This is a genomic window from Bradyrhizobium iriomotense, from assembly GCF_018129405.1.
GTDB lineage: Bacteria > Pseudomonadota > Alphaproteobacteria > Rhizobiales > Xanthobacteraceae > Bradyrhizobium > Bradyrhizobium iriomotense_B.
This window is the reverse complement of the sequence record NZ_JAFCLP010000014.1, coordinates 149,785-174,370: the sequence shown is the minus strand read 5'-3', so window position 1 is coordinate 174,370 and position 24,586 is coordinate 149,785. Positions and strand designations below refer to the sequence as shown.

Genomic DNA, 24,586 nt, shown 5'->3' with positions numbered 1-24,586 from the left:
CTGCGGCTCCTACTTCTTCATTCCATTGGACATATCCATCTGCATGCCCGGATGATGATGACCGGTTGCGACGGGAGCGGGTGGCGACTGGGTCGGAGCAGGCGTGGTTTCCGTGGCGGGCTCGCCGATGGCGAGCTTCATGGCCGCGATTTCCTGCATCTGGTCGACGATGATTTCCTGGGCGATGCGCCTCAGCTGCTCGTTCTTGCCGTAGCGCAATTCGGTCACCGCCATATCGATCGCGCCCTGATGGTGCGGGGTCATCATTGCAACGAAGTCGCGATCGACATCGCCGGTCGGCTTGGCCGCCATGTCGTTCATCATCTTGGTCATGGCGGCTTCGTTTTCTTCCAGGAACGCCCGTTCTTCTGCACTCACCGCAGCCGGCGGGGCGGCAGGATGGGACTCATGCGCGAACGCAAGCGGAGGCACCGCGAACGCAACGAGAATGCGCGCGGCAAGGAATGCCGTGCCGAGGCCGGGCCTGGGCCATCGACATCTGCCAGCGAGCGCTGCTACGGCGCGGCGAAACTGTGAAAGCGACATCGAAAACTCCCATGCGGGTGGTTGCATGGGGGTTTGACGCGTGGGCGCGCGTTCTATTCCGGCCGGCCAATCACATAAATGTCAGCAGCAACCGAGGCGGCCTAGCCGCGCCCATCCGACGCGGTCGGCCGCCACACCAACAGGCGCCGCTCGACCAGCGTCACCCCATAGTCGATCAGGATGACAAAGGCCGACAGCACGAACATGCCGGCGAACACGCCGGCGACGTCGAACACGCCCTCGGCCTGCTGAATGAGATAGCCGAGCCCGGCGGCCGATCCCAGATATTCGCCGACGACCGCACCGACCACGGCGAAGCCGACCGAGGTGTGCAGCGAGGAGAACATCCACGACAGGGCCGACGGCCAATAGACGTGCTGCATCAACTGCCGCTCGCTCATGCCGAGCATGCGGCCGTTGTCGAGCACGGTGCGGCTGACTTCCTTGACACCCTGATAGACGTTGAAGAAGACGATGAAGAACACCAGCGTCACGCCGAGCGCGACCTTGGACCAGATGCCGAGCCCGAGCCAGAGCGCAAAGATCGGCGCCAGCACCACGCGCGGCAGCGCGTTGACCATCTTGACGTAGGGGTCGAACACCGCGGCCACCAGCGGCTGGCGCGCGAACCAGAATCCGACCAGCACACCACCGGCTGATCCGATCACGAAGGCGAGGATCGATTCCGCCAGCGTGATGCCGAGATGCTTCCAGATCACGCCGGACGCGAACCATTTCACGATCTGGCTGAACACGTCGAACGGATTGGAGAAGAAGAACGGCGGCAGCAGGATCTTGCCGAACACGGGGACGGTCGACAGCACCTGCCACAGCACGATGCAGACGACCGCGACCAGGACTTGCAGCGCAAACAGCGTCGGGCGCGACATCAGACCGCCTCCGCCGCGTGGGTGGACTGCGCGTAGCCCTTCATCACCTCGTCCTTCAGCACGCTCCAGATCTCGCGATGGAGTGCGTGGAACTCCTTGTCGAGGCGCACCTCGAAGATGTCGCGCGGGCGCGGCAGGCTGACGCGCCAGTCGCCGATGATGCGCGAGGACGGCCCCGCGGACATGATCACGACGCGGTCAGCGAGCGCTATCGCCTCTTCCAGATCATGCGTCACGAACAGCACGGCCTTGCGGTCGGCGTTCCAGAGGTCGAGCAGCAGATTGCCCATCACTTGGCGCGTCTGCGCATCGAGCGGTCCGAACGGCTCGTCCATCAGCAGGATTTTTGGATCGCGGATCAGCACCTGAGCCAGCGCCACGCGCTTGCGCTGACCGCCGGAGAGCATGTGCGGATAGCGGCCCGCGAAGGCGCCGAGGCCCACCGACGTCAGCCATTTCTGCGCCTGCGGGAGCGCCTCGCTGCGCGGCGTGCCCTTGATCTCGAGCCCGATCGCGACATTGTCGAGCGCGGTCTTCCAGGGGAACAGCGCGTCGGCCTGGAACAAATAGCCGGCCTCCCGGTTCAGCCCCGTCAGCGGCTGGTCGAAGATCCTGACGCTGCCGGCTGCGGGCTTGAGCAGGCCCGCGGCGACATTGAGCAGCGTCGATTTCCCGCAGCCGGTCGGGCCGACGATGGCGACGAACTCGCCCTGCGCGACCGTAAGATGCGCCTTCTCCACCGCCGTATAGACCCGGCCGTCCCCCAGCCGGAACGCAACCTTGGCATCTTCCAGCGCCACCGCCGTTGGCGTTGTCATATGTTTCCTCCGAACTCTGGCCGATGCCTTAGCCTCTCGCGCGGCCAAGTTCAATCAAGCCGCCAAGCGTGCTACGCATGGGGACTTGCCGTCCCCTTCCCCTCCCTTGAGCCGACCCGCGATGCCTGCCAAGCTGGCGATCAGCTACCATGAGGTCACCAAGAGCTTCGGCTCCCTCACAGCCGTCGACGGCGTCTCGCTCGACATTGCCGACGGCGAATTTCTGGCCATCGTGGGCGGCTCCGGCTCGGGCAAGACCACGCTGCTGCGGCTCGCTAACCGGCTGATCGAGGCCGATGGCGGCACCATCACGGTCGAAGGGGAAGACGTGCGGAATGTCGATCCGGTCGCGCTGCGGCGCCGGATCGGCTACGTCTTCCAGAGCGGCGGGCTGTTTCCGCATCTGAGTGTCGCCGACAATATCGGGATCACGCCAAAGCTGCTGGGCGAGCCAGCAGCGGCCATCGCTGGGCGCGTCGACGAGTTGCTGGAGCTCGTGCAGCTTGACCGCGCATCGCATCGCGACCGTTTGCCCGAGGCACTCTCCGGCGGCCAGCGCCAGCGCGTCGGTGTGGCGCGGGCGCTCGCCGCCAAACCCCGCATCGTGCTGATGGACGAGCCGTTCGGCGCCCTCGATCCCCTCACCCGCGATGCGCTCGGCGAAGATTTTCGCGACCTGCACCGCAAGCTCGGCCTGACCTCCGTCATGATCACACATGACATGACCGAGGCGATCCTGCTCGCCGACCGTATCGCAGTGATGCGCGGCGGGCGATTGCTCGCGCAGGGTACGGCTGCGGAGCTCTCGAGCAGCAGCGACGATTACGTGCTCGAGCTGCTGCGCACGCCGCGGCGCCAGGTCGAGCGGCTGAATACGCTGCTGCCGAAGAGCGGTGCGGCATGAGCCTCTTCACCGATCCACGCTGGGGCGAGGCGCTGTCGCATCTGGCAGACTATCTCGGCAACCATGTGCGGGTGAGCCTTGCCGCGCTCGCGCTTGGCCTCGCCGTCAGCCTGCCGCTGGCGATCCTGACGCGCAACCGTCCGGCGCCGCGCGGCATCCTGCTCGCACTCGCCAGCATCGTGCAGACCGTGCCGGGACTGGCGCTGCTCGCGCTGTTCTATCCACTGCTGTTGCTGGCGGCCTCCGTGACGCTCGCCTGGTTCGGCGTTTCCTTCTCCGCCTTCGGCTTCCTGCCGGCGATGCTGGCGCTGGCGCTCTATTCGATGCTGCCGGTGCTGCGCAACGGCATCACCGGCCTCAACGGCATCGATCCCGCGCTGATCGAGGCTGCCAAGGGCGTGGGCATGACCGCACGGCAGTCGCTTGTCATGGTCGAGCTGCCGCTGGCGCTGCCGGTGATGATGGCGGGCATCCGCACCGCCGCGGTGTGGGTGATCGGCACCGCGACGCTCTCGACGCCGATCGGGCAGACCAGCCTCGGCAACTACATCTTCGCCGGGCTGCAGACCCAGAACTGGGTGTTCGTGCTGTTCGGCTGCCTCGCCTCGGCCCTGCTCGCGCTCGCAGTCGACCAGTTGCTCGGCCTGATCGAGAGCGGCCTGCGCCACCGCAGCCGCTTGCGCTCCGGGCTTGGCGCTGCGGGAATCGCGGCACTGGTCGCCGCAACGCTGGTGCCGACGATGGGCCGCTCATCGTCAGGCTATGTGGTCGGCGCAAAAACCTTCGCCGAGCAATATGTGCTGTCGGCGTTGATGAGGGACCGCCTCCAGGCGGCGGGCCTCTCGGCCACGGCGCGGTCCGGCCTCGGCTCCAGCGTGATCTTCGAGGCGCTGAAGGCGGGCGACATCGATCTCTGTGTCGATTATTCCGGCACGCTCTGGGCCAACCAGCTGCATCGCACCGATATCAAGCCGCGCGCCGAGCTGGTCGCAGAATTGAAGACGGAGCTCGCAAAGCAGAACATCACCCTGCTCGGCGAACTCGGCTTCGAGAATGCCTATGCGCTGGTGATGCCGAGGAAGCGCGCCGAGGCGCTCGGAATCCGCACCATCACTGATCTTGCGGCACATGCCTCGACGCTGTCGATTGCCGGCGACTACGAATTCTTCTCGCGCCCCGAATGGGCGGCCCTGCAAAAGGCCTATGGGCTCCAGTTCCGCGCCCAGCGCCAGATGCAGCCGGACTTCATGTATGCGGCCGTCGCCAGCGGCGAGGTCGACGTCATCGCCGGCTACACCAGCGACGGCCTGATCGCGAAATACGACCTCGTCACGCTCGACGATCCCAAGCATGCGATCCCGCCCTATGACGCCATCCTGCTGCTGGCGCCGAAACGCGCCGGCGACGAGCAGCTCAAGACGGCGCTGCAACCGCTGCTCGGCAAGATCGACATCGCCACCATGCGCGAAGCGAACCTGCGCGCCAGCGGCAATGACGCGAACTCCTCGCCCGATGCGGTGGCGAAGTGGCTGTGGGAGAAGGTGGGCAAGCGGTAGCTCCCCGCCACTTGCTCGGTGTCGTCCTGGCAACGCGCGTCAGAGCCGCTACAGCCCCCGGATCATCCCCGCATTGATCAGCAGCCGGTTCAGCCGCCGCGCCTCGGCGCCGTCCTTGCAGCCATAGAAGATGCCCTTGCAGCGGAGCATGATCGCCTTCTGCTCGGCGAAGGACGGGTCGAGCGGGATGCCGGCGGCTTCCTGGATCACCAGCGGCAGATAGGGGCCGTCGATCGTGTCCATCACGGCCTCGCTTTTGACCGGCTCGAAATTAACGGCGTCGATGGCATAATAGGTCGCGTAGAGGCGCGGATCGTAAGCGTCGAGCTTCTTGCCGATCGCGCCCTCGTCGAGCCCGGGTTCGAGCAGGTTCGGCGCGAATTCGGGCTGATGATCGCCATAGCGCACGATCAGGAAGGGCTCGCCGGGAAAGGTCTTCTTCAAGCCGGCAACGAACGCCTTGTACTGCTCGGCGCTCATCGCCTGCCGGCGCAGATATTCGTCGATGGACGCCACATTGCCCGGCGCGCGCCAGTTCGGCAGCAGGTCCGGACGGAAGCGGGTCTCCCAGGGGAAATGATTGGCACCGAGATAGATGAAGGTGAACAGCGGCTTGTTCGGCGTCCGCTCTCCCATCAGCTGGAGCGCCTTGTCGTAGAAGAAGCTGTCGGGTTCGACGTCCTTGGCGCCGAGATCATGAGAGTCGAGGAAGCGCTCTATGCCGGTCGTCATCTGGAAGCTGCGCGCCCCCATGAAGCCGCCATAGGCGGGATAGAGCGACAGCGTGTCGTAGCCGCAGCGGCGCAGCGCCAACGGCAGGCCGCGCTCGACGCGGCTCGAGGCGATACGCGTCACGAAATAGGCGAAGCGACCGAACGAGCGCGAGGAGAGCCCTGCAAGCACGTTGTATTCGGTGAACCAGCTCGGCCCGCCATTGCTCTCGGCGAGGAACGAGCGCTGCTTGCCGTCCCACGATTTGAAATGATCGCCATAGCGCTGCGGCACCTTGATGCCCTGTGCGGCGCGGATGTCGAAGCTGGATTCATCATGGATCATGATGATGTTCGGCCGGCGGCCCGCAGGGTGGCAGGCATCGACCAGCGGCATGTTGAGCCGCTCGTTGGTCGAGGCGGCCGATTCCATGAAGCCGTACTGCGCAAAGTCGGAGACGGCGCTGACGCCCGAGCGGAAGAATTTCGAGAGATAGCCGTCGTCGTAATAGCCGCGCCAAGCCTCGTCCGGATGATAGAGCGAGTAGCCGACGAGCGCGGCGAGACAGGCGAGCTTGCAGGCGAACGCCGGCAGGCGGCGGATGCGGAACGGGTCGAGCCACCACAGCGCGTACATCAGCGGCAGCGTGACGAGGCCGGCCAGGATCACCGACCAGCGCAAATTCGGGAAGATCGTGAACAGGAACGCAACCGTGTCGCGGTCGATCATCATCAGGTCGATGAAGTTGACCGTCATCTGCACAACGTCATGCTTGAGCCGCGACAGCAGCACCAGCACGACGACCATGGTGAGCGACAGCGCGCCCGACAGCGCCGGTCGGCGCAGCAGCGTGATCCAGAAGAAGTTGAGGATGCCCCAGGCGAGAGCGAAGGACAGGCGCGAGCCGAAATCGGTCTCGGTCTCGTACATCAGCGCGAGCGCCGCCAGATGCGGCGTTGCAACGGCGAGCAGCCGCCAGATGCCGAGCGCGGCGACGCTCGCCAGCACGGCGGTGGTGGCAGAAGGACCTGGATTGGGCGCGGACGCCATCGACGGCACGCAACTCTGGTCCGGCGCGGGAATACCAAGCCCTCTGGCCGGCCCTCAAGACGGCTAAGGCGTCCGGCGCAGCCGGAAGCCTGCACCGTGTCATAAAACTGTAACGGAACAGTCAAGGACAGGCAACGCGCGCCGCAATTCGACGTTCGCTTAATGTTGGCTCGTGGCTAATCGGGCCTGGCGATCCCGGCGATGAAGAGATCGATCACCCCTTCCGCCATCCGCTCGATCTCCCCCTCCTCGACGCCCCAGCGCGGAAAATGGCCGTCGAGATTCATCCGGGCAAAGCCGTAGACCAGGGCGCGGCCGGCGATTTGGATACGCTTGAGGTCGGCCGACCGCAGCAGGCCCTGCGCCGCCGCGTCAGCCAGCATTTGCTCCGTCAGCGCTATCAGCTCGGCGTTGTCGCGCGTCAGCTCCGGCGAGCTGCCATGGGCGAAATAGCGCCCGGTGGAGATGATCTCGAAATGCGCGGGGTTGCGCATGGCCCAGCGCAAATAGGCGAGGCCGAAGGCGCGGAAGCGCAGAAGCGGGTCGGCGGCCGAAGCGTCGCCCAGCGCCGCCTCGATCTCGGTTCGGAAGCGCCGCTGCGCCTCCTCGGCCGCGGCTGCCATCAGCGCATCGCGATTGGGGAAGTGTCGGAATGGCGCCCCCGGGGACACCGCAGCCCGGCGCGCGGCCTCGCGTACCGAGACGTCGGCGCCTTCCGCGGCGAGTTGCAACGCAGCATCGACCAACACGCGGCGGAGGTCGCCGTGATGGTACGGCCGGGCTTCAGCCGTTTGGCGGCGGGCGCGCGGCTTGGAGGTCGGACGGGCGGACATGGCGCCTTCTAGCATCACTCCATCGTGAATGTAAGCAGTGATTACACCATTGACGATGCGCGATCCCCAAATGTAATCGATGCTTACATCGAGCAAGGAGATCGCCATGTCGCAACGTCAAGGCTGGCTGGAAGGCTGGCGGCTGCTGGCCGCGCTCGTCGTGAGCCTGATCGCCCTGAGCCTGGGGATCGCCGCGATGCGGCACTTCGAGGTCGAGGGCGTGCGGATGGTGATCCGCTTCACGGCGCGAAGCTCGCTCATGCTGTTCTGCCTCGCCTTCAGTGCCGCGGCCCTGGCGCGGCTATGGCCGAATGCCTGGACGCGCTGGCAGCATCGCAATCGCCGCTATCTCGGCCTCGGCTTCGCCGCCTCCCACGCCATCCACGCGGTGGCGATCGCCGCCTTTGCCAGGATGGATCCGGCCGGCTTTGCGGAGGCCACCTCGGCGGCCTCCTACATCTTCGGCGGCATCGGCTATGCCGTTATCATTGTCATGAGCGCGACCTCGTTCGACCGCACCGCCGCGCTGCTCGGGCCGCGCGCCTTTCGCGCGCTGCACCTTGTGGGCGGCTATTACCTCTGGTTCCAGTTCATGGTGTCGTTCGGCAAGCGCGTGCCGGCGATGCCGCTCTATGCCGCCTTCCTGCTTCCGCTGCTCGTCGTGATGGCGCTGCGGCTGATCGCGATGGCCGCCAATCCGCGTGGGCGGACGGCCGAGGCGAGCTGAACAGCGGTCACCCCTGCGGCAGCAACCCGAGCCGCTTGGCAATGATGCGATCGAGCGTCCGCTTCGGCAGCACGGCGCCGATCAGATGACGCAGCGGATCGGGCGTGATCTGGTAGCGCACTTTGGGGCGCGTCGCCGTGAGCGCCTCGAACACGATTTCGGCGACGCGCTCGGCCGGCAGACCCTTCGCGCCGAGCTCCATCATGAAGGCCATGACCTTGTTCAGCGCCGGCAGATAGGGCGAGTTCTTGTAGACGGAGAGATCGATCTGTTCGGCCTTGCTCCAGATCGGCGTCTTGACCGCGCCGGGGGCGATGATGATGACGTCGATGCCGAACAGCATCAGCTCGCGGCGCAGGCTTTCCGACAAGCCCTCGACGGCGTGCTTGGAGGTGCAGTAAGGCGCCGACAACGGATTGCCGTTCTTGCCCGCAACCGAGCTGATCATCGCGATCCGGCCCTTCGGCCCCTTCAACGAGGGATCGGCGCCGAGCAGCGGCCCGAACGCCTGTGTCGCGATCACAGGACCGATGACGTTGATGTCCATCTGGCGGCGGAAATCATCCGCCGACAATTCGAGCACGGGACCGGCGACCGCGATGCCGGCATTGTTGACGAGGCCGGCCAGCGTCTCCCCGCCCAGCGCCTCGCGGACTTTTCGCGCAGCAGCGAGGACAGCGGCCTCGTCGGTCACGTCGAACAGGAGCGGCGTGAAGTTGGCACCGAACTCCCCCTGGAGCCGGTCGGCATCGGCCTGCTTGCGGACGCTGCCGAAGACACGATAGCTGCGCCCGATCAGGAATTTTGCAATGGCCCAGCCGATGCCCGTGGACGCGCCTGTAACGACGACAGACCGCATGGTCTCCTCCCCGAGTTTCCCGCGATCATGTAGAGGGGAAGGCGCCGGTGCGCAATGCCGCCCAACGCTCAAGCAGGCGCAGCAGTTTACCCGGCTCAGCTAGTAAACAGGATCCCGGCCGGCCCGCTCGCGAAGCCGGTAGAACTGGAGCGCAGCCTTCGCGGTATTTGGCTTCAACCGGAGGAAGCTCGCAAAGCACTCCTCCAATCGCTCTTTCGACCGCTCTTGCGACTCCTGCGCCGAGCCGGGCTGAAACGTCAGAAGCGCCTTCGTCGTATCCCAGGAGAGGCCGATCGCCTTCGCCAGGATGAGAATCTGCTCGGGCTCGGAGCGGATCAGCGCGCGCTCGATCGCCCCGATCGGCAGATCGGTCATGAGCGACAGCGCAACCGCGGTCTTGTCGAAGCTTTTCTCGCCGATGAAGCCGAGCACGCGCGCCTCGTCGAGTTGCCCGCCCGAATGCAGGGATCTCACCTCGGCCAACGCCCGGGCATGCTCGCTTGAGCCTGCCCGCGCCATGGACTGCAGCTCATCGGAGCCCTCCGCGATGGCGCTTCGAATGAGAGCCGCCTGGCGTGGATCGGCCGCCTCCAGCTTGCGCCTCACCATCTCGGAGGCATGAACGAACAATTTCAGCAGGGTTTCGCGCGGGATGTCGGGGCGAGCCCAGATGCACATGGCGAGCGCGCCATTGTCCCGCGCCCGCCTGACGAGCCCAGACATTCCCTGGGCCGAGAAGCTGGCTCCGCCGTTGCCGGCCGTCCGCAGGGCGACAGCGTTGTTGCCGCGCTCGACGAGGACATCGGTGACGGGCTCTCTCAGCCGGATACGGCCGGCGATGGCCAGCAGGTGATCCTGACTCTTGGTCCGCGCATTCTCCGCCAGGCTCGCCTCGTCGAGCCGTGGCGAGTGCTCCAGGACCGGCGCCGCCACCTCTGGTGCGTCGTCAAATGCCAGCAAGCGGATCGTCCGCCGCGGCGCGTCGGGCAATCTGGAAAGCCTGCTCCCGAAGGCCGCCCGCGCGGTGCATTCGATGTGCTTGAGGAGAGTGCTCATCACTTCGTCGAACAGCTCGATCTGCTCGTCGGTAAACTTGCCTGAGCCGAACACGAAGAGATCGGCGACATGCCGCAGGAGCTCGGCGCGCTTCGACAGCTCCGGGTTCGCCAGTGCGATCTCGAGTTGATCGATCAGGCTGTTCTCCAGATTCATCTCCCGCACCGGCGATGGAGTTGTTCCTGCGGTGGTCATGAGATCACGCGACGTGTTGCGCCGGCACCGGCGCATCGAAGCAGATTTCGGAGTTCGGCACGGGTCGCCCGAACAGATATCCCTGGACGAAGTCCACGCCCGCCGCTTGCAGGGCCTCGAACTGGGCGGCGGTCTCGACCCCCTTGCCTACCGTGGCGACATCGAGACCCCGCGCCAAAGCCACGGCAGAGGCGACGACCGCCGCGCAATCCCTTCGCGTCGTGCAGCCCTGCACGATCGCCCGGTCGATCTTGATCTTGTCGAACGGGAAACTCTGGAGGTAGCTCCCCGCGGAATAGCCCACACCGCAATTGTCGAGGACGACGCCGACGCCGAGGTTCTTCAATTGCCGGACCGTGAGCAGATGGGCCGCCAGATTGCCGTCCAGGAGCGCAGAGTCCGGTATTTCGAGCTCGAGACGCTCCGGCGACAATCCCGACTCGACCAGCGCGCACAGCACGACGTCGAGTATGTTACCCCGGTGAAACTGGGCGGCGCTCATGTTGACGGCGACCCGGATGTGTGGCGGCCAGGCCGCCGCGTCCAGGCAGGCCTGCCGCAAGATCCATTCTCCGAGCGGCAACATCAGTCCAGCCTGCTCCGCGACGCCGAGGAACTCCAAAGGCGCCAGCATGCCCTTCGACGGGTGATGCCAGCGCACGAAGCATTCCAGACCCGTCATCCGGCGCGTTCGAACATCGATGACCGGCTGGTAGTGCAGCTCCAGCTCGTTGCGAGCCATTGCCTCCCGCAGCTCGCCTTCCATCGACTTCTGCGTGTCGGCAGCTTCCGTCATTTCGGGCTGGAAGATGCGAAAATCGTTTCGGCCGGCGGATTTCGTCACGTAAAGCGCGACGTCCGCCTTCTGCAGCAAGGTGTCCGCGTCGACGCCGTGCTCCGGCGCGAAGGCGATTCCGACGCTGGTGCCGACACTGACGCGATTGCCGTCGAGATCGAAGGGATGATCGATCAGCTCGATGATTCTCAGCGCCAGCGCGATCGCGCCTTCGCTCTGATTCTTCTCGTTCTCCTGGATGATCGCGAATTCGTCGCCGCCGAGACGGGCCAGCACGTCGGTGTCCCGCAGCGATGACCCCAGCCGCCGCGCGACCTCGACCAGCAGCTGGTCGCCTGCAGCGTGACCGAGCGTATCGTTGACGATCTTGAACCTGTCGAGATCCAGCATCAGGACGGTGAACGTCGTGCCGTGGCGCTGCAGCCGCTTTGCAGCTTCGTCCAGTTTTTCGGAGAACACGGCGCGGTTCGCAAGACCCGTGAGAAGATCGTGCTGCGCCAGATATGCGATGCGTTTCTCGCTTCGCGCCCGCTCGGTAATGTCCTCGTGGGTCGTGAGCCAGCCGCCATCGGGCATCATGTGACGCGCAATCGCGACCACCCTTCCGTCGGCGAGTTCCCGGATCTCGCTGAGTTGTTTCACGTTCTGGGTGAGATAGACATCCGGCGCGACGTCGACGAAATGCGTGCCATGCTCGCGACGAAACTCGAGGATCTGCGCCAGCGTCGTTCCTGGCCTGATCCGATCGGGGTCAATGTGGTAGATCTCACTGTAGCGCGCGTTCGACACGACGATCCGCTGGTCCGCATCGAACATGCAGAGCCCCTGGGACATGTTGTTCAGTGCGGCGTCGAAACGCACGTTGATCGCCTGGAGCTCCGCGGCCTTCTGAGCCAGCATTTGCTCGCCACGTTTCTGCTCAGTGACGTCTTCGTGCGTCGCGACCCAGCCACCATCCGGCAGCGGCTTGCGCTGGATCAGGATCTGGCGCTGGTCTTTCAGCGCATACTCCTGTTGCCGCTGGGTCGGCATCATCTGGATATGCTGGGCGACCGTTAGCGAGCTCGTTTCGCCACGATCCGCATAGTGCTGCAATATTCGGTGCAGCGGCGTGCCCGGCTGCACCAGATCGTCCGGCAGATCGTACATCTGCTGGTAGCGGCTGTTGGAGACGACCAGGTTCTTGTCGGCATCAAACAGGCACAGGCCCTGATTCATGTTGTTGATCGCGACATCGAACCGGGCATTGATGAGCTTCAGCTCGGCGGCATTTTCGGCCAGCAGGATCTCGTCTCGCCGCTTCTCGGTGATGTCCTGATGGGTTGCGACCCAGCCGCCATCAGCCATGGGCGTACGGAGAATCGAGATGATGCGACCGTCGGCGAGTGTGAGATTCAGCGACGTCCGGTGCCTTGCGCCATCGAGGAACTCCTCTGCATCGAGTTCGGCTCCCCTCGCCTTGTAGTGGTCGATGATGCTGCTGAGCGGCGTTCCAGGTTTGAGCTGCGACGCCGTCATATCATACATGTCGTGATAGCGGCTGTTGGCGACCAGCAGCCTCTCGTCGGCGTCGAACATGCTGAGCCCATGCGGCATGTTGCTCAGGGCTGCATCGAACCGGGCACCCGCAGCCGCAAGCGCATTGGTTTGCCGCCGAAGCAGGAGTGTGCCGATCAGGATGATGGCGACGATCGCGACAGCCAGCGGACCAAAGGTGTAGAGATGCCGGTACCAGGGCTGCAGCACGTGACTGCGCGAGTAAGTCACTGCCAAAACCAGCGGCAGGCCGGACACGGCCTTGTAGCCCGCAATACGCCCGATGCCGTCGATGGGGCTCACGAGCTCGTATGAACCCGTCTCGGAAACCGGCAGATACTGGGTAAACAGCGGGCCGCCGGCGACCGACATGCCCACAGCACCCTTCTGTTCCGGTACCCGCGCAAGGATCCGTCCGCCGCGATGGAACAGAACCACCGAGCCGTCGGCGCCCAGATCGATCTTGCGATAGATCTTCAGCAGAAAGGATTGATCCAGCGGCGCAGTCACCACGCCGGCAAAGCTCCCATCCGGATTGTTCAACCGGCGTGACGCCGCAGTGAACCATTTGTCGCCACCTGCGGAACGAAAGGGTGGCGCAACGAACAATCCGGTGCCGGCGCCGTCGCGCTGCGCGATGAAGTGCGGCATGTCGGAGATGTTGCTGCGCGGCAGCGCGTGGTCGTAGGAATGCGCGACGACCGCTCCGGATGCATCGGTCCAGCCGACCGCGACCAAAATCGACGAGCTCTTGACCAACTGGCGCAGCGCAAGATTGGCTGCACCAGGATCGGCGTATCTTCCGGACAAGGCGTCCTTGCGGACCGCCTGCGCCTCGAGCAGCACACGATCGATGTCTTCGAACGTCACCGCAGCATGCTCGGCCAGAATGGCCGAGAGATTGAGAGTGTCGGTCTTCGCTAATGCGACCGCCTCGCGATAGCGGATGCCGAGATCGACGAGGAACAAGGTGACGACGACAAGCGAAAACACCGAGCCCAGGACCGTGACGGACGATCCCGGCGATCCGGTCAACCTTCGCCAAGCGTTCAGCATTGTCCATCTGCGGTACGAGCAATGGCTCACCATCGCTCGGTCGCGCTAAGATTTGGTTGACCGGGCTATCGCAATTCGACTCCGTATTGGTACGGAAATTACGTCAGTAACGGTGTCCTAATACTCGGAGAGGCCCGGAAAGCGCCCTATACCCCGCACAAACCGAAGTCGGTTTCAGCAGAAGCAAGCTCCGCGCATGGTCGACGAAATCGCGCTGAGCAGGTGCCTCACCGCGCCATTGCCGGGACAAACTCAAGGAACGAACGAACATGGATCGAGGTCCGGGGACGCGACTTCGTCACGTCCCCGGGACGACGGCGGTACCGTCAGTTCTTCGACTTGTCGACCAGCGCGCCCTTCTTGATCCAGGGCATCATGTCGCGGAGCTTCGCGCCGACTTCCTCGATCGGATGCGCAGCGAGCTTGGCGCGGGTCGCCTTGAACGAGGTCTGGTTGACCTTGTTCTCGAGCATCCAGTCGCGGGCGAACTTGCCGCCCTGGATGTCGGCCAGAACCTTACGCATCTCCTTCTTGGTCTCGTCCGTGATGATGCGCGGACCGGTGACATACTCGCCGTACTCGGCGGTGTTGGAGATCGAGTAGTTCATGTTGGCGATGCCGCCTTCATAGATCAGGTCGACGATCAGCTTCACCTCGTGCAGGCACTCGAAATAGGCCATCTCGGGCGCGTAGCCGGCTTCGACCAGGGTCTCGTAGCCACCCTTGATCAGCTCGACCAGGCCGCCGCAGAGCACCACCTGCTCGCCGAACAGGTCGGTCTCGCACTCTTCCTTGAAGGTGGTCTCGATGATGCCGGCGCGGCCACCGCCGACAGCCGAGGCGTAGGACAGGCCGAGGTCATGGGCGTTGCCCGAGACGTCCTTGGCGATCGCGATCAGGCAGGGCACGCCGCCGCCGCGCTGATACTCGGAGCGCACGGTGTGGCCGGGGCCCTTCGGCGCGATCATCAGCACGTCGAGGTCGGCGCGCGGATCGAGCAGGTTGAAGTGGACGTTGAGGCCGTGCGCGAACACGAGGGCGGCGCCCTTCTTCATGTTGTCGTGCAGGTGCTCGCGATAGATGTCGCCCTGGAGCTCGTCCGGGGTCAGCATCATGACGAGGTCGGCCCATTTGGCGGCCTCGGCGACTTCCATCACCTTGAAGCCGGCGGCTTCCGCCTTTTTCACCGAGCTCGAGTCCTTGCGCAGCGCAATGGCGACTTCCTTGACGCCGGAATCCTTCAGGTTGAGCGCATGGGCGTGGCCCTGGCTGCCATAGCCGACGATGGCGACCTTCTTGCCCTTGATCAGGTTCAGGTCGGCGTCGCGATCGTAATAAACACGCATAGGTCGTTTCCTCGTTCAGGGCCGAAATCGGCCGATGGTCAGTGTCCGAAGGGTGGAATTTGCGGATTTCGGGGGCTGTCTAGAGCATTTTCAGCCCTGAGGGAAACCCGTTTCTGCATGGAAATCCGCGACATCATGCATCCATGAAAACGGGGTAGAGGGAGGCCAGCAGCAGGATCGCCATCAGAATATTGAAGGCGCGGACCAGCCGCTCGGAGGTCAGGATCGGTCGCAATGCGGTGCCGAACAGCGCCCAGACCACGGTTGAGACCGTGCCGACGAGCAGGCTGATCAGGGTCTGGATCACGATGTTGATTGGAAACTGGGCAATCGCCGCGTAGGCGGTGATGGTGCCGATCACGATCACCCAGCCCTTGGCGTTGATCCACTGGAACATGGCCGCGCCCCAGAAGGTCATCGGGCCGCGACCATCTTCCTCGCCCGGCTTGGTTGGACCGGATATGGCGATCACGGCGGCAAGATAGATCAGGTAGACCGTACCGGCATATTTCAGAATGGTCTGGAGGATCGGATAGGCCAGGAACACGGTGCCGAGCCCGAGGCCGACGGTGGCGACCATGAAGGCAAAGCCGATGACGATGCCGACGATGTGCGGGATGGTGCGGCGGAAGCCATAGGTCAGGCCCGAGGACAGCAGCATGATGTTGTTCGGCCCGGGCGTGAAGTACATCACGACCATGAAGGCGAGGAAGGCATAGAACAGCGAGTAGGCCATGCTCACCTCACGCGGTCTTCGGCAGGACTTGCGGGCGCGTCGCCAGCACCATCACGGCGATACCGCCGATCACGGTCAGCATGCCGGCGAGGCGCAGCGGGCCGAACCGTTCGCCGAACACGATGCTGGAAGCGGCGGAGCCGACGAACGGCACCAGCAGTGCGAACGGCACCACCTGGGCTGCGGGATAGTCGCGCAAGAGGCGGCCCCACAGCCAATAGGCGATGCTGGTGGAAATGCCGCCGAGCATCAGCATGCAGAGAACCGATGTCAGCGACATGTGCGTCAGCGACGTCCAGGTCGACGCCGGTCCGTTCGCGATCAGCGCCAGCACGAACAGCGGCACGGCCGAGGCGAGGCACAGCCAGGCAAACAGGTCGAACATCGGCGCGCCGCGGGCGCCGCGCAGCAATAGATTGCCGACGGCAAAGCTGACCGGGGAAATCATCAGCACCGCAAAGGCGGCAACGCTGAAATCATAACCGACGGTGCCGCAAATCATCAAAAGGCCGGCCGCAGCAACGACGATGCCCAGCGTCTGCATCGGCGTCGGCCGCTCAGCGAACGCGAGCGCGGCAAAGCCGATCGTGAACAGCGCCTGGCTCTGCACGACGACGCTGGTCAGGCCCACCGGCACGCCGTGCGCGATGCCATAGGCCTGGGACAGGAACTGACCGAGGAACAGTGTGAAGCTGATCGCGATCAGCAGCGACCAGGCAACCTTCGGCTTGGGAATGAACAGGCACGGGACCGCAGCGATCGTAAAGCGCAACGCCGTCATCAGCTCCGGCGAAAGCTCGTCGAGCGCGATCCGGCTCGCCACGAAGGCAAACCCCCAGATGATCGCCACCATGACGGCGATGAAGATGTCGGCCGGCTTCATTGTTGTTTCCGGTTCTGCTTTGTCGTGCAGCCCTGCTTGTTGTTCTTGTCTAGCCTTGCTCGCCGGCTTTCGGTTTCCGCAGCAGATACGTGCCGTGCATCGGTGCGTGGTAGTCGGCCGAGATCAGCGTGAAGCCGACGTCGGTCAGCATCCGCTCCATCACCCAGCCAAAGGTGGAATACTCGTCGCGCATATGCGTCACCACGCCCTCGCGCGAGAAATCGTGATTCTTGATCTGGAAGTCGGCCCATTGCTCGACGTCGCGATCGAGGGCGTCAGGCATCGACGCATAGACGATGTCGCGCAAGTAGAAGCTCGCACCCGGCTTCAGCGCGCGATAGATCCGCGACATCGCCACCGCCTTCCAGAAATCCGGCAAATGGTGCAGCGTGAATTCGCTGACGATGAGATCATAGGATTCCGGCCGATAGGCGAAGCTGAGCAGGCCGGCGGACTGGGTGCGCACCGGCGCCTTGCGGTCGCGTGCGTAGATCTCGGCGAGCGCCAGCATCGCCGGCGAGATGTCGATGGCGTCGACCTCGGCGCCCATCAGCGCCGCTTCGGTGGCGAGCACGCCGTTGCCGCAGCCGATGTCGGCGATGCGCCAGCCACGCTGGACCCCGAGCATTTTCAGCGCGGCGCGCGCCCGCAGATCGGCATCGTCATGGTTGTCGTAGATCGACGCCACCGCGGGCTCGATCCCCATCCGGTTCCGCTCGTTGTAGTACCAGTCGCGCGCCAGCATGGCTCACATCCCTTCAGGCCCGCGACCGATCGCGGCAACACCCGTGCGCGACACCTCGACAAGGCCGAGCGGGCGCATCAGATCGATATATTGATTGATCTTGTCCGTGTTGCCTGTGATCTCGAACACAAAGCTCTCGGTGGTGGCGTCGATCACCCGGGCGCGGAACGCGTCCGCCAGCCTGAGCGCCTCGACGCGGTGCTCGCCCTGGCCGCGCACCTTCACCATCGCCAGCTCGCGCTCGATCGAGCGCTTGGTCTGGGTCATGTCGACGACCTGGTAGACCGGGATCATGCGGTCGAGCTGGTTCTTGATCTGCGCGATCACCATCGGCGTACCCGTGGTGACGATGGTGATGCGCGACAGATGTTTCTGGGCCTCGGTCTCCGAGACCGTGAGGCTCTCGATGTTGTAGCCGCGACCCGAGAACAGGCCGATGACGCGCGCGAGCACGCCCGGCTCGTTCTGCACGAGCACCGCAAGCGTGTGCGTCTCGTTGGGATCGTGGCGGTCCTCGATGAAGTAGGCGGATGCGGGCTGGTTCATTGTCGTTCCCTCTATTCTTTCTTGTCATGCCCCGCGAAGGCGGGGCATCCAGTAATCACCGGCATCGTGAGTCTCACATCTGCCGCGGCGTACTGGATCGTCCGGTCCAGCCGGACGATGACAGTGGTGTATGTGGCGAGCACTCGCGTCATCATGCGACCACCCATCGCTTGAACAGATCGAAATCGATGTTGCCGCCGGACAGCACGAGACCGACGCGCTTGCCCTTCAGCTTGCTCTTTTCCTGCAGCGCCGCGGCGAGCGCGGCAGCGCCGGCGCCTTCGGCCAGATTGTGCGTATCGGTCCAGTAGGCGTGGATCGCGGCGGCAACCTCGTCGTCGGTAACCTCTACGATGCGCGAGGCGCCCTTGCGGATCAGCGCGAACGCATCCGCGTCCGGAATGCGCGTCGCCATGCCGTCGGCGCGCGTGTTGCTGGTCTCGGTCGTCACGATCCTGCCGGCCGCGAACGACAACGCATAGGACGGCGCTTCCGTCGACTGCACGCCGACGATCTCGGTCTTCAGGCCGAGCAGGTCGCGCGCCATGATGCAGCCGCAGATGCCGGAGCCCTGCCCGATCGGCACGTACAGGATGTCGAGGTCAGGCGCGGACCTGAACAATTCGAGTGCATAGGTGGCGACGCCAAGCACGAGATCCGGATGGAACGATGGCACCATGTGCAGGCCGGTGAACTGGGCGCGCCGCCGGGCCTCTTCGGCCGCCGCCTGAAAGTCCTCGCCATGCTCGACCAGCTCGGCGCCAAAGGCCTTCATCGCACGGTTCTTCTCGACCGAGTTGCCGCGCGGCACATAGATCACCGCCGGCACGCCGTGGCGCCCCGCGGCAAAGGCCAGGCTCTGGCCGTGGTTGCCGCGCGTCGCCGAGATGATGCCGGGCGTGTCCGGCCGCTCGCGCTTCAGCCGTTCGAGATAGACGAGGCCGCCGCGCACCTTGAAGGCGCCGATCGGCGTGTGGTTCTCGTGCTTGACCACGACCTCGGTGCCGAGCCGACCGGCGAGCAGCGGCCAGGCATGCGCCGGCGTTGCCGGCACCGCCTGCCCCACGATCGCATGTGCGCGCTCGAGCTCCTTCAGGTCGAACATGGCCTCACACCAGCGCCTTGCCACCGGCGAACGCCTTGGCCGTCGCCTCGTCGTTGGCCTGCTCCGGCAGCAGCATCTCGTTATGCGCCTTGCCGGAGGGGATCATCGGGAAGCAGTTTTCGAGCGCGGCGACGCGGCAGTCGAACAGCACCGGGCGCTTGACCGAGATCATCTCCTGGATCGCGCCATCGAGATCGCCCGGCTTGTGCACCTGGAGGCCGACGGCGCCATAGGCTTCCGCGAGCTTGACGAAATCCGGCAGCGCTTCGGAGTAGGAATGCGACAGGCGGTTGCCGTGCAGCAGCTGCTGCCACTGGCGCACCATGCCCATGTACTGGTTGTTGAGGATGAAGATCTTGATCGGCAGCTCGTACTGAACCGCCGTCGACATCTCCTGCATCGTCATCTGCACCGAGGCGTCACCCGCGATGTCGATCACGAGGCTGTCCGGGTGCGCAACCTGCACGCCGACCGCGGCCGGCAGGCCGTAGCCCATGGTGCCGAGACCGCCCGAGGTCATCCAGCGATGCGGCTCCTCGAAGCCGTAGAACTGCGCCGCCCACATCTGATGCTGGCCGACCTCGGTCGTGATGTAGGTATCCTTGCCGCGCGTCGCCTCGAACAGGCTCTGGATCGCGTGCTGCGGCAGGATCACATCGTTGCTCTTCTTGTAGTAGAGCGAGTTGCGAGCGCGCCACTGCGCGATCTGCTGCCACCACGACTTGACGTCCGGCTTCTTCGCCTCCGCCTTGAAGACCTGGAGGATGTCGCCGAGGATGTTGCCGCAGTCGCCGATGATCGGCACGTCGACGCGAATGTTCTTGTTGATCGAGGACGGATCGATGTCGATGTGGATCTTCTTCGAGCCCGGCGAGAACGCATCGACGCGGCCGGTGATACGGTCGTCGAAGCGCGCGCCGACGCACAGCATGACGTCGCAATCATGCATCGTCATGTTGGCCTCGTAGGTGCCGTGCATGCCGAGCATGCCGAGCCAGTTCTTGCCCGAGGCCGGATAGGCGCCGAGGCCCATCAGCGTCGAGGTGATCGGAAAACCGGTGACCTCGACCAGCTCGCGCAGCAGCCTGGTCGCCTCGGGGCCGGAATTGATCACGCCGCCGCCGCTGTAGATCACGGGACGCTTGGCGTTCGCGAGCAGCGCGACCGCTTTACGGATCTGCGTCGCATCGCCCTTCACGCGCGGCGCGTAGGACCGGTGCACGTCGGACTTGCGCGGCGGATGATAGGTGCCGGTCGCGAACTGCACGTCCTTCGGCACGTCGACCAGCACCGGGCCCGGACGGCCCGAGGTCGCGACATAGAAGGCCTCGTGCAGCACTTTCGCGAGATCGTTGACGTCGCGCACCAGCCAGTTGTGCTTGGTGCAGGGCCGCGTGATGCCGACCGTATCGCATTCCTGGAAGGCGTCGTTGCCGATCAGATGCGTCGGCACCTGGCCGGAGATGCAGACCAGCGGGATCGAGTCCATCAGGGCATCGGTCAGCGGCGTCACCATGTTGGTGGCGCCGGGTCCGGAGGTCACCAGCGCAACACCGGGCTTGCCGGTCGAGCGCGCATAGCCCTCGGCGGCGTGGCCCGCGCCCTGCTCGTGGCGGACCAGGATGTGCTGGACCTGGCTCTGCTGGAAGATCTCGTCGTAGATCGGAAGCACCGCGCCGCCGGGATAGCCGAAAATGTCGGTCACGCCGTGATCGATGAGCGCGCGGACGATCATCGCGGCGCCGGTCATCTGGTTCGGATCGTGGCTCTTGTCGCTCATTGGCTTGCTCCGGATGCGCTGTTGTCAGCGGCTTCGTTCTGGGTTCGGGAAATAAAAAAGGCCCCGAAGAGGGCCCATGCACACCGCCTGTCTTGTGGATGGCAGCTAGCCATCCCCGGCGGTGTGCCTGGGTACGACGGCGATAAGGAGTTTGGTAATAATGTTACGCATGGCAGGCGCCCGGCTTCCCAAAGGTTGCGCGAAACATAGCGGCCAAAGCCCGGATGTCAAGGCAATGCGGCCGTTCCCGCGCGATTTTGGCAGTGTAGCGGTGTTCCCGGGGTTGGGCGAGAGGTAAATTCGGGAACCCGGCACAAATGCGCGTCAGTTCTTGCCCCCGACGTCATTCCGGGGCTCGCGAAGCGAGAACCCGGAATCTCGAGATTCCGGGTTCGCCCTTTGGGCGCCCCGGAATGACGGTCAGCCGGGGTCCCGCTCGGCGCTCATGGCCGCCGCGAGCCATCCCCGCGCCTCCTCGGGCTTCACCCATTCGAATTCCGGCAATTGGTGCCGGAACCAGGTGAACTGGCGCTTGGCGTAGTGGCGGGTGTCGGCGCGGCCGATCGTGGCGGCCTCCTCCAGGCCGAGCTCACCGCGCAGATGCCGGATCAGGGCCGGCACGCCGTGAGCCTTCATCGCCGGCAGCAGCGGATCAAGACCGCGGGCGGCGAGCCGCTCGACCTCCCTCAGCGCGCCGGCACCCAGCATGGCATCGAAGCGGGCGTCGATACGGGCATAGAGGTCGTCACGCTCGGGGGCGAGGAATAGCGCGCGAAAACTGTCTCTGGGCAACAGCGGCGGCTGGCCCTCCTGGTGCCAATCCAGCAGTGAACGGCCGGTCGCTTCGACCACTTCGAGCGCGCGCGCGATGCGGGTGCGGTCGCGCAGGTTCAATCGCGCGGCCGCGCGCGGGTCGCGGGCAGCGAGTTCCGCATGCAGCGCCTCGACGCCGTTCCGCTCCAGCCGCGCCCGCACGTCCTCGCGCAGCTCGGCGGGGATTGGCGGCACCACGGAGAGGCCCGCCGTCAGCGCCTTGAAATAGAGCCCGGTGCCGCCGATGAAGATCGGCAGACGGCCTTCGGCCCGCGCCTCCTCGAGCGCCTTTGCAGCGTCAGCAACCCACGCGCCGGCCGAGAAATTGACGGCCGCATCGACATGGCCGTAGAGACGATGCGGAACGCGCGCCTCATCGCCATGGGTCGGACGTGCCGTGATGATGCGGAGGTCGCGATAGACCTGCATGGAATCCGCGTTGATGACGGTGCCGCTCGCGCTGAGGGCAAGCTCGAGCGCCAGCGCCGACTTGCCGCTGGCGGTCGGGCCTGCGATAAGCACCGCCTTGCTCGAATGCCCCTTGCTCACGAAAACCTCAAATGTCCCTCGTCGCCACGCTGATCTGCAATCCTGACAATCCCGCGCTCGACTCTACCATCGTCGACGGCGCCCGCGCCGTGCTGCCTCAGGCCGCTCCCGCGCATTGGCTGTTCGACGGGGTTGCGGCCGACATCCCCTTCGGCGCCGACAGTAACCTCGAAGGCGACCGTCACGCCATCGAGCAGCGGCTCCGCGAGCTTCGCGGCGACCTGCCCATCGATATCGTGGTGCAGCCTGCCGGCTTCCGGCGCAAGAAGCTTTTTCTCGCCGACATGGATTCCACCATGATCGGCCAGGAATGCATCGACGAGCTCGCCGACCTGGTCGGGATGAAGGCCCATGTCGCGGCCATCACCGAACGCGCGATGCGCGGCGAGATCGAGTTCGAGCCGGCGCTGCGCGAGCGCGTCGCGCTGCTGAAGGGCCTTCCCGCCAGTGTCGTCGACGAGGTGCTGGACAAGCGCATCACGCTGACGCCGGGCGGCCGTGAGCTGGTCGCGACCATGCGCGCGCACGGCGCCTACACCTGCCTCGTCTCCGGCGGCTTCACGCTGTTCACGAGCGCGGTCGCCGCCAAGATCGGCTTCCAGGAGAACCGCGCCAACGAATTGATCGTGCGCGACGGCAAGTTCACCGGCGAGGTCAAGGAGCCGATTCTGGGCCGCGCCGCGAAGCTGGCGACGCTGGTGGATCTGATGGAGTTGTTCGATCTCGACGACGTCGACTCGGTCGTGGTCGGCGATGGCGCCAATGATCTCGCGATGATCCAGGCGGCGGGGCTGGGCGTGGCCTATCACGCCAAGCCGGCTGTGGCAGCCGCGGCAGCGGCGCGGATCGACCACGGCGATCTCACCGCACTGCTCTATGCGCAGGGGTATCGGCGCGAGGAGTTCGTGGAGACCTGACACACTCGTCGTTCCGGGATGGTGCGAAGCACTAGACCCGGAACCCTCGAGATTCCGGGTTCGATGCTTCGCATCGCCCCGGAATGACGGATGAAGTTACTGCACGCTCAGCGCCACAAACCGCAGCTCGCCGTCGGCGTTCGACACCAGCAGCAGCACCGACTTCTTGCCGTCCTTCTTGAGCTGGTCGACGCGCTTCTGGATGTCGGCACCGCTGGAGACGGCTTCCTGCGCCACCTCGACGATGACGTCGCCCGCCGAGAGGCGCTTTTCGGCGGCATCCGAATTGGCGTCGACATTGGTGACGACCACGCCCTTGACGCTGTCCTTGATCTTGTAGCGCGTGCGCAGGTCCTTGTTCAGCGCCGCGAGATCGAGGCCGAGCGCCTTCTGCGTCACCGGCTTCTCGGGCGCCGGCTCGTCGGTCTTCACCGCGGCCTGCACCTTCTCGGGATCCTGCAGGCGGCCGAGCGTGACCTTCTTGGTTTCTTCCTGGCCCTTGCGGATGATGACGACGTCGACCTCCTTGCCGACCGCGGTGTCGGCGACGACGCGGGACAGGTCCTTCGGGTCCTTGACGTCCTTGCCGTCGAACTTGACGACGACGTCGCCGGGCTCGATGCCGGCCGGCTTGGCCGGGCCCTTGTCATCGACGCCGGCAACCAGCGCGCCGCGCGGCGGCTTGATGTTGAGGCTCTCGGCAATGTCGTCGGTGACGCTCTGGATGCGCACGCCCAGCCAGCCGCGGCGCAGCTCGCCGAACTGGCGGAGCTGATCGACGACGCCCGCGACCGTCTTCGACGGCACGGCGAAGCCGATGCCGATCGAGCCGCCGGAGGGCGAGATGATCAGGGTGTTGACGCCGATGACATCGCCTTCGAGGTTGAACAGCGGGCCGCCGGAATTGCCGCGGTTGATTGCGGCGTCGGTCTGGATGTAGCTGTCATAGGGACCGGAAGAGATGTCGCGGTTCTTGGCCGAGACGATGCCGGCCGTCACCGTTCCCCCCAGGCTGAACGGATTGCCGATCGCGACCACCCAGTCGCCGAGGCGCAGCTTGTCGCTGTCGCCGAACTTCACCGCGACCAGCGGCTTGGTCGGCTTGAACTTCAGCACCGCAAGGTCGGTCTTCTTGTCGACGCCGACCAGCTCCGCCTTCATCTTGGTGCCGTCGTTGAGGATGACATTGATCTCGTCAGCGTCCGCGATGACGTGGTTGTTGGTGACGACGACGCCCGACGTGTCGATGATGAAGCCGCTTCCGAGCGAATTGGTCTTGCGCGGCGGGCCGCTGCCGCTGTCGCCGCCCTTGCTGCCGCCGCCGGGACCCCTGCGGTTCTTGAAGAAGTCGTCGAAGAACTCCTCGAAGGGCGAGCCGGGCGGCAGTTGCGGCATGGTGTTGGCGCCGCCCTTGGCCTCGACGGTCTGCGAGGTCGAGATGTTGACGACCGCGTCGATCACCTTCTCGGCGACGTCGGCGATGCCCTCCGGTCCGCGCGCCTGGGCCGGGTTGCCGAGCGCACCGAAAGCACTGATGGCGAGCGCGGCCAGCCCAATGCGCACACCATGGCGCAAGCGGGTCGGGGCAATGGTGGCAGCGGTCATTGTGATCTCCAGAGAAAATAAGGATTCG

At 65.0% G+C, this 24,586-nt stretch carries 22 protein-coding genes; 5 read left to right on the top strand and 17 right to left on the bottom strand.

What is annotated here, in order from left to right:
* Nucleotides 1-9 precede the first annotated feature (9 nt).
* Complete coding sequence (locus tag JQ592_RS25920; RefSeq protein WP_349630494.1) at nucleotides 10-450, bottom strand: DUF305 domain-containing protein; 441 nt, start codon at nucleotides 448-450, stop codon at nucleotides 10-12.
* Here JQ592_RS25920 and JQ592_RS38765 point away from each other — a divergent pair.
* The gene (locus JQ592_RS38765; RefSeq protein ID WP_349630495.1) at nucleotides 409-537 is read left to right on the top strand and encodes a hypothetical protein; all 129 of its coding nucleotides are present in this window, start codon (nucleotides 409-411) and stop codon (nucleotides 535-537) included. The genes JQ592_RS25920 and JQ592_RS38765 overlap by 42 nt on opposite strands.
* 110 nt (nucleotides 538-647) lie before the next feature.
* On the opposite strand, the gene JQ592_RS25915 is transcribed toward JQ592_RS38765, so the two are convergent.
* Nucleotides 648-1,436, bottom strand: a complete 789-nt coding sequence (locus tag JQ592_RS25915) for an ABC transporter permease (RefSeq protein WP_211405599.1) — start codon at nucleotides 1,434-1,436, stop codon at nucleotides 648-650.
* Nucleotides 1,436-2,254, bottom strand: a complete 819-nt coding sequence (locus JQ592_RS25910; RefSeq protein ID WP_211405598.1) for an ABC transporter ATP-binding protein — start codon at nucleotides 2,252-2,254, stop codon at nucleotides 1,436-1,438. Before JQ592_RS25910 ends, JQ592_RS25915 begins: the two co-directional genes overlap by 1 nt.
* A gap of 121 nt (nucleotides 2,255-2,375) precedes the next feature.
* Here JQ592_RS25910 and JQ592_RS25905 point away from each other — a divergent pair, with 121 nt between their 5' ends.
* Nucleotides 2,376-3,158, top strand: a complete 783-nt coding sequence (locus JQ592_RS25905) for an ATP-binding cassette domain-containing protein (protein ID WP_211405597.1) — start codon at nucleotides 2,376-2,378, stop codon at nucleotides 3,156-3,158.
* Entirely contained in the window at nucleotides 3,155-4,714 is a 1,560-nt protein-coding gene (locus JQ592_RS25900) for a glycine betaine ABC transporter substrate-binding protein (RefSeq protein ID WP_211405596.1), read from the top strand. The genes JQ592_RS25905 and JQ592_RS25900 overlap by 4 nt, the downstream gene beginning before the upstream one ends.
* A 48-nt stretch (nucleotides 4,715-4,762) precedes the next feature.
* Here the strand turns inward: JQ592_RS25900 and JQ592_RS25895 are convergent, their stop codons facing one another.
* Nucleotides 4,763-6,475, bottom strand: a complete 1,713-nt coding sequence (locus JQ592_RS25895; protein ID WP_211405595.1) for a sulfatase-like hydrolase/transferase — start codon at nucleotides 6,473-6,475, stop codon at nucleotides 4,763-4,765.
* Nucleotides 6,476-6,651: 176 nt separating this feature from the next.
* On the bottom strand, nucleotides 6,652-7,416 hold the full coding sequence (locus JQ592_RS25890) for a TetR/AcrR family transcriptional regulator (protein ID WP_246820666.1): 765 nt from the start codon (nucleotides 7,414-7,416) through the stop codon (nucleotides 6,652-6,654).
* Between JQ592_RS25890 and JQ592_RS25885 the strand changes: the two genes are divergently transcribed.
* A complete protein-coding gene (locus JQ592_RS25885; protein WP_211405594.1) occupies nucleotides 7,415-8,035 on the top strand; it encodes a hypothetical protein in 621 nt (206 codons plus the stop codon). The genes JQ592_RS25890 and JQ592_RS25885 overlap by 2 nt on opposite strands.
* 7 nt (nucleotides 8,036-8,042) lie before the next feature.
* Here the strand turns inward: JQ592_RS25885 and JQ592_RS25880 are convergent, their stop codons facing one another.
* From JQ592_RS25880 to miaA, 11 genes are all read right to left on the bottom strand, one after another.
* Nucleotides 8,043-8,894 carry an SDR family oxidoreductase gene (locus JQ592_RS25880; protein WP_211405593.1) on the bottom strand — a complete coding sequence of 284 codons (852 nt, stop codon included), beginning with the start codon at nucleotides 8,892-8,894 and terminating at the stop codon, nucleotides 8,043-8,045.
* Between the two features lie 99 nt (nucleotides 8,895-8,993).
* Nucleotides 8,994-10,004 (bottom strand): DUF2336 domain-containing protein, encoded by a 1,011-nt coding sequence (locus JQ592_RS25875; protein WP_349630493.1) that lies wholly within the window; start codon nucleotides 10,002-10,004, stop codon nucleotides 8,994-8,996.
* 145 nt (nucleotides 10,005-10,149) lie between these two features.
* The gene (locus JQ592_RS25870) at nucleotides 10,150-13,533 is read right to left on the bottom strand and encodes a bifunctional diguanylate cyclase/phosphodiesterase (RefSeq protein WP_246820665.1); all 3,384 of its coding nucleotides are present in this window, start codon (nucleotides 13,531-13,533) and stop codon (nucleotides 10,150-10,152) included.
* 326 nt (nucleotides 13,534-13,859) lie between these two features.
* Complete coding sequence (ilvC, locus tag JQ592_RS25865) at nucleotides 13,860-14,879, bottom strand: ketol-acid reductoisomerase (RefSeq protein ID WP_018640837.1); 1,020 nt, start codon at nucleotides 14,877-14,879, stop codon at nucleotides 13,860-13,862.
* 133 nt (nucleotides 14,880-15,012) lie between these two features.
* Nucleotides 15,013-15,615 carry a LysE family translocator gene (locus tag JQ592_RS25860; protein WP_211405591.1) on the bottom strand — a complete coding sequence of 201 codons (603 nt, stop codon included), beginning with the start codon at nucleotides 15,613-15,615 and terminating at the stop codon, nucleotides 15,013-15,015.
* 7 nt (nucleotides 15,616-15,622) lie between these two features.
* Nucleotides 15,623-16,498 (bottom strand): EamA family transporter, encoded by an 876-nt coding sequence (locus tag JQ592_RS25855; protein ID WP_211405590.1) that lies wholly within the window; start codon nucleotides 16,496-16,498, stop codon nucleotides 15,623-15,625.
* A 49-nt stretch (nucleotides 16,499-16,547) separates the two neighbouring features.
* On the bottom strand, nucleotides 16,548-17,243 hold the full coding sequence (locus JQ592_RS25850; protein ID WP_211405589.1) for a class I SAM-dependent methyltransferase: 696 nt from the start codon (nucleotides 17,241-17,243) through the stop codon (nucleotides 16,548-16,550).
* A 3-nt stretch (nucleotides 17,244-17,246) separates the two neighbouring features.
* Nucleotides 17,247-17,789: an acetolactate synthase small subunit gene (gene ilvN / locus JQ592_RS25845; RefSeq protein WP_018640841.1), complete on the bottom strand. Its 543-nt coding sequence runs from the start codon at nucleotides 17,787-17,789 to the stop codon at nucleotides 17,247-17,249.
* A 151-nt stretch (nucleotides 17,790-17,940) separates the two neighbouring features.
* The gene (locus JQ592_RS25840) at nucleotides 17,941-18,894 is read right to left on the bottom strand and encodes a threonine dehydratase (protein ID WP_211405588.1); all 954 of its coding nucleotides are present in this window, start codon (nucleotides 18,892-18,894) and stop codon (nucleotides 17,941-17,943) included.
* A gap of 4 nt (nucleotides 18,895-18,898) precedes the next feature.
* On the bottom strand, nucleotides 18,899-20,674 hold the full coding sequence (locus JQ592_RS25835; RefSeq protein ID WP_211405587.1) for an acetolactate synthase 3 large subunit: 1,776 nt from the start codon (nucleotides 20,672-20,674) through the stop codon (nucleotides 18,899-18,901).
* A 420-nt stretch (nucleotides 20,675-21,094) separates the two neighbouring features.
* Nucleotides 21,095-22,036, bottom strand: coding sequence for a tRNA (adenosine(37)-N6)-dimethylallyltransferase MiaA (gene miaA / locus JQ592_RS25830; protein ID WP_211405586.1), 942 nt, complete (start codon nucleotides 22,034-22,036; stop codon nucleotides 21,095-21,097).
* Between the two features lie 11 nt (nucleotides 22,037-22,047).
* Here miaA and serB point away from each other — a divergent pair, with 11 nt between their 5' ends.
* A complete protein-coding gene (serB, locus tag JQ592_RS25825) occupies nucleotides 22,048-22,953 on the top strand; it encodes a phosphoserine phosphatase SerB (protein ID WP_211405585.1) in 906 nt (301 codons plus the stop codon).
* 96 nt (nucleotides 22,954-23,049) lie between these two features.
* Here the strand turns inward: serB and JQ592_RS25820 are convergent, their stop codons facing one another.
* Nucleotides 23,050-24,558, bottom strand: a complete 1,509-nt coding sequence (locus JQ592_RS25820) for a Do family serine endopeptidase (protein WP_211405584.1) — start codon at nucleotides 24,556-24,558, stop codon at nucleotides 23,050-23,052.
* Nucleotides 24,559-24,586 lie beyond the last annotated feature (28 nt).

Coding starts and splice junctions, on each gene's coding strand:
- JQ592_RS38765 (WP_349630495.1), top strand. CDS start 409: ATGCGCGAACGCAAGCGGAGGCACCGCGAACGCAACGAGAATGCGCGC.
- JQ592_RS25915 (WP_211405599.1), bottom strand. CDS start 1,436: ATGTCGCGCCCGACGCTGTTTGCGCTGCAAGTCCTGGTCGCGGTCGTC.
- JQ592_RS25910 (WP_211405598.1), bottom strand. CDS start 2,254: ATGACAACGCCAACGGCGGTGGCGCTGGAAGATGCCAAGGTTGCGTTC.
- JQ592_RS25905 (WP_211405597.1), top strand. CDS start 2,376: ATGCCTGCCAAGCTGGCGATCAGCTACCATGAGGTCACCAAGAGCTTC.
- JQ592_RS25900 (WP_211405596.1), top strand. CDS start 3,155: ATGAGCCTCTTCACCGATCCACGCTGGGGCGAGGCGCTGTCGCATCTG.
- JQ592_RS25895 (WP_211405595.1), bottom strand. CDS start 6,475: ATGGCGTCCGCGCCCAATCCAGGTCCTTCTGCCACCACCGCCGTGCTG.
- JQ592_RS25885 (WP_211405594.1), top strand. CDS start 7,415: ATGTCGCAACGTCAAGGCTGGCTGGAAGGCTGGCGGCTGCTGGCCGCG.
- JQ592_RS25890 (WP_246820666.1), bottom strand. CDS start 7,416: ATGGCGATCTCCTTGCTCGATGTAAGCATCGATTACATTTGGGGATCG.
- JQ592_RS25880 (WP_211405593.1), bottom strand. CDS start 8,894: ATGCGGTCTGTCGTCGTTACAGGCGCGTCCACGGGCATCGGCTGGGCC.
- JQ592_RS25870 (WP_246820665.1), bottom strand. CDS start 13,533: ATGCTGAACGCTTGGCGAAGGTTGACCGGATCGCCGGGATCGTCCGTC.
- ilvC (WP_018640837.1), bottom strand. CDS start 14,879: ATGCGTGTTTATTACGATCGCGACGCCGACCTGAACCTGATCAAGGGC.
- JQ592_RS25860 (WP_211405591.1), bottom strand. CDS start 15,615: ATGGCCTACTCGCTGTTCTATGCCTTCCTCGCCTTCATGGTCGTGATG.
- JQ592_RS25855 (WP_211405590.1), bottom strand. CDS start 16,498: ATGAAGCCGGCCGACATCTTCATCGCCGTCATGGTGGCGATCATCTGG.
- JQ592_RS25850 (WP_211405589.1), bottom strand. CDS start 17,243: ATGCTGGCGCGCGACTGGTACTACAACGAGCGGAACCGGATGGGGATC.
- ilvN (WP_018640841.1), bottom strand. CDS start 17,789: ATGAACCAGCCCGCATCCGCCTACTTCATCGAGGACCGCCACGATCCC.
- JQ592_RS25840 (WP_211405588.1), bottom strand. CDS start 18,894: ATGTTCGACCTGAAGGAGCTCGAGCGCGCACATGCGATCGTGGGGCAG.
- JQ592_RS25835 (WP_211405587.1), bottom strand. CDS start 20,674: ATGAGCGACAAGAGCCACGATCCGAACCAGATGACCGGCGCCGCGATG.
- serB (WP_211405585.1), top strand. CDS start 22,048: ATGTCCCTCGTCGCCACGCTGATCTGCAATCCTGACAATCCCGCGCTC.
- JQ592_RS25820 (WP_211405584.1), bottom strand. CDS start 24,558: ATGACCGCTGCCACCATTGCCCCGACCCGCTTGCGCCATGGTGTGCGC.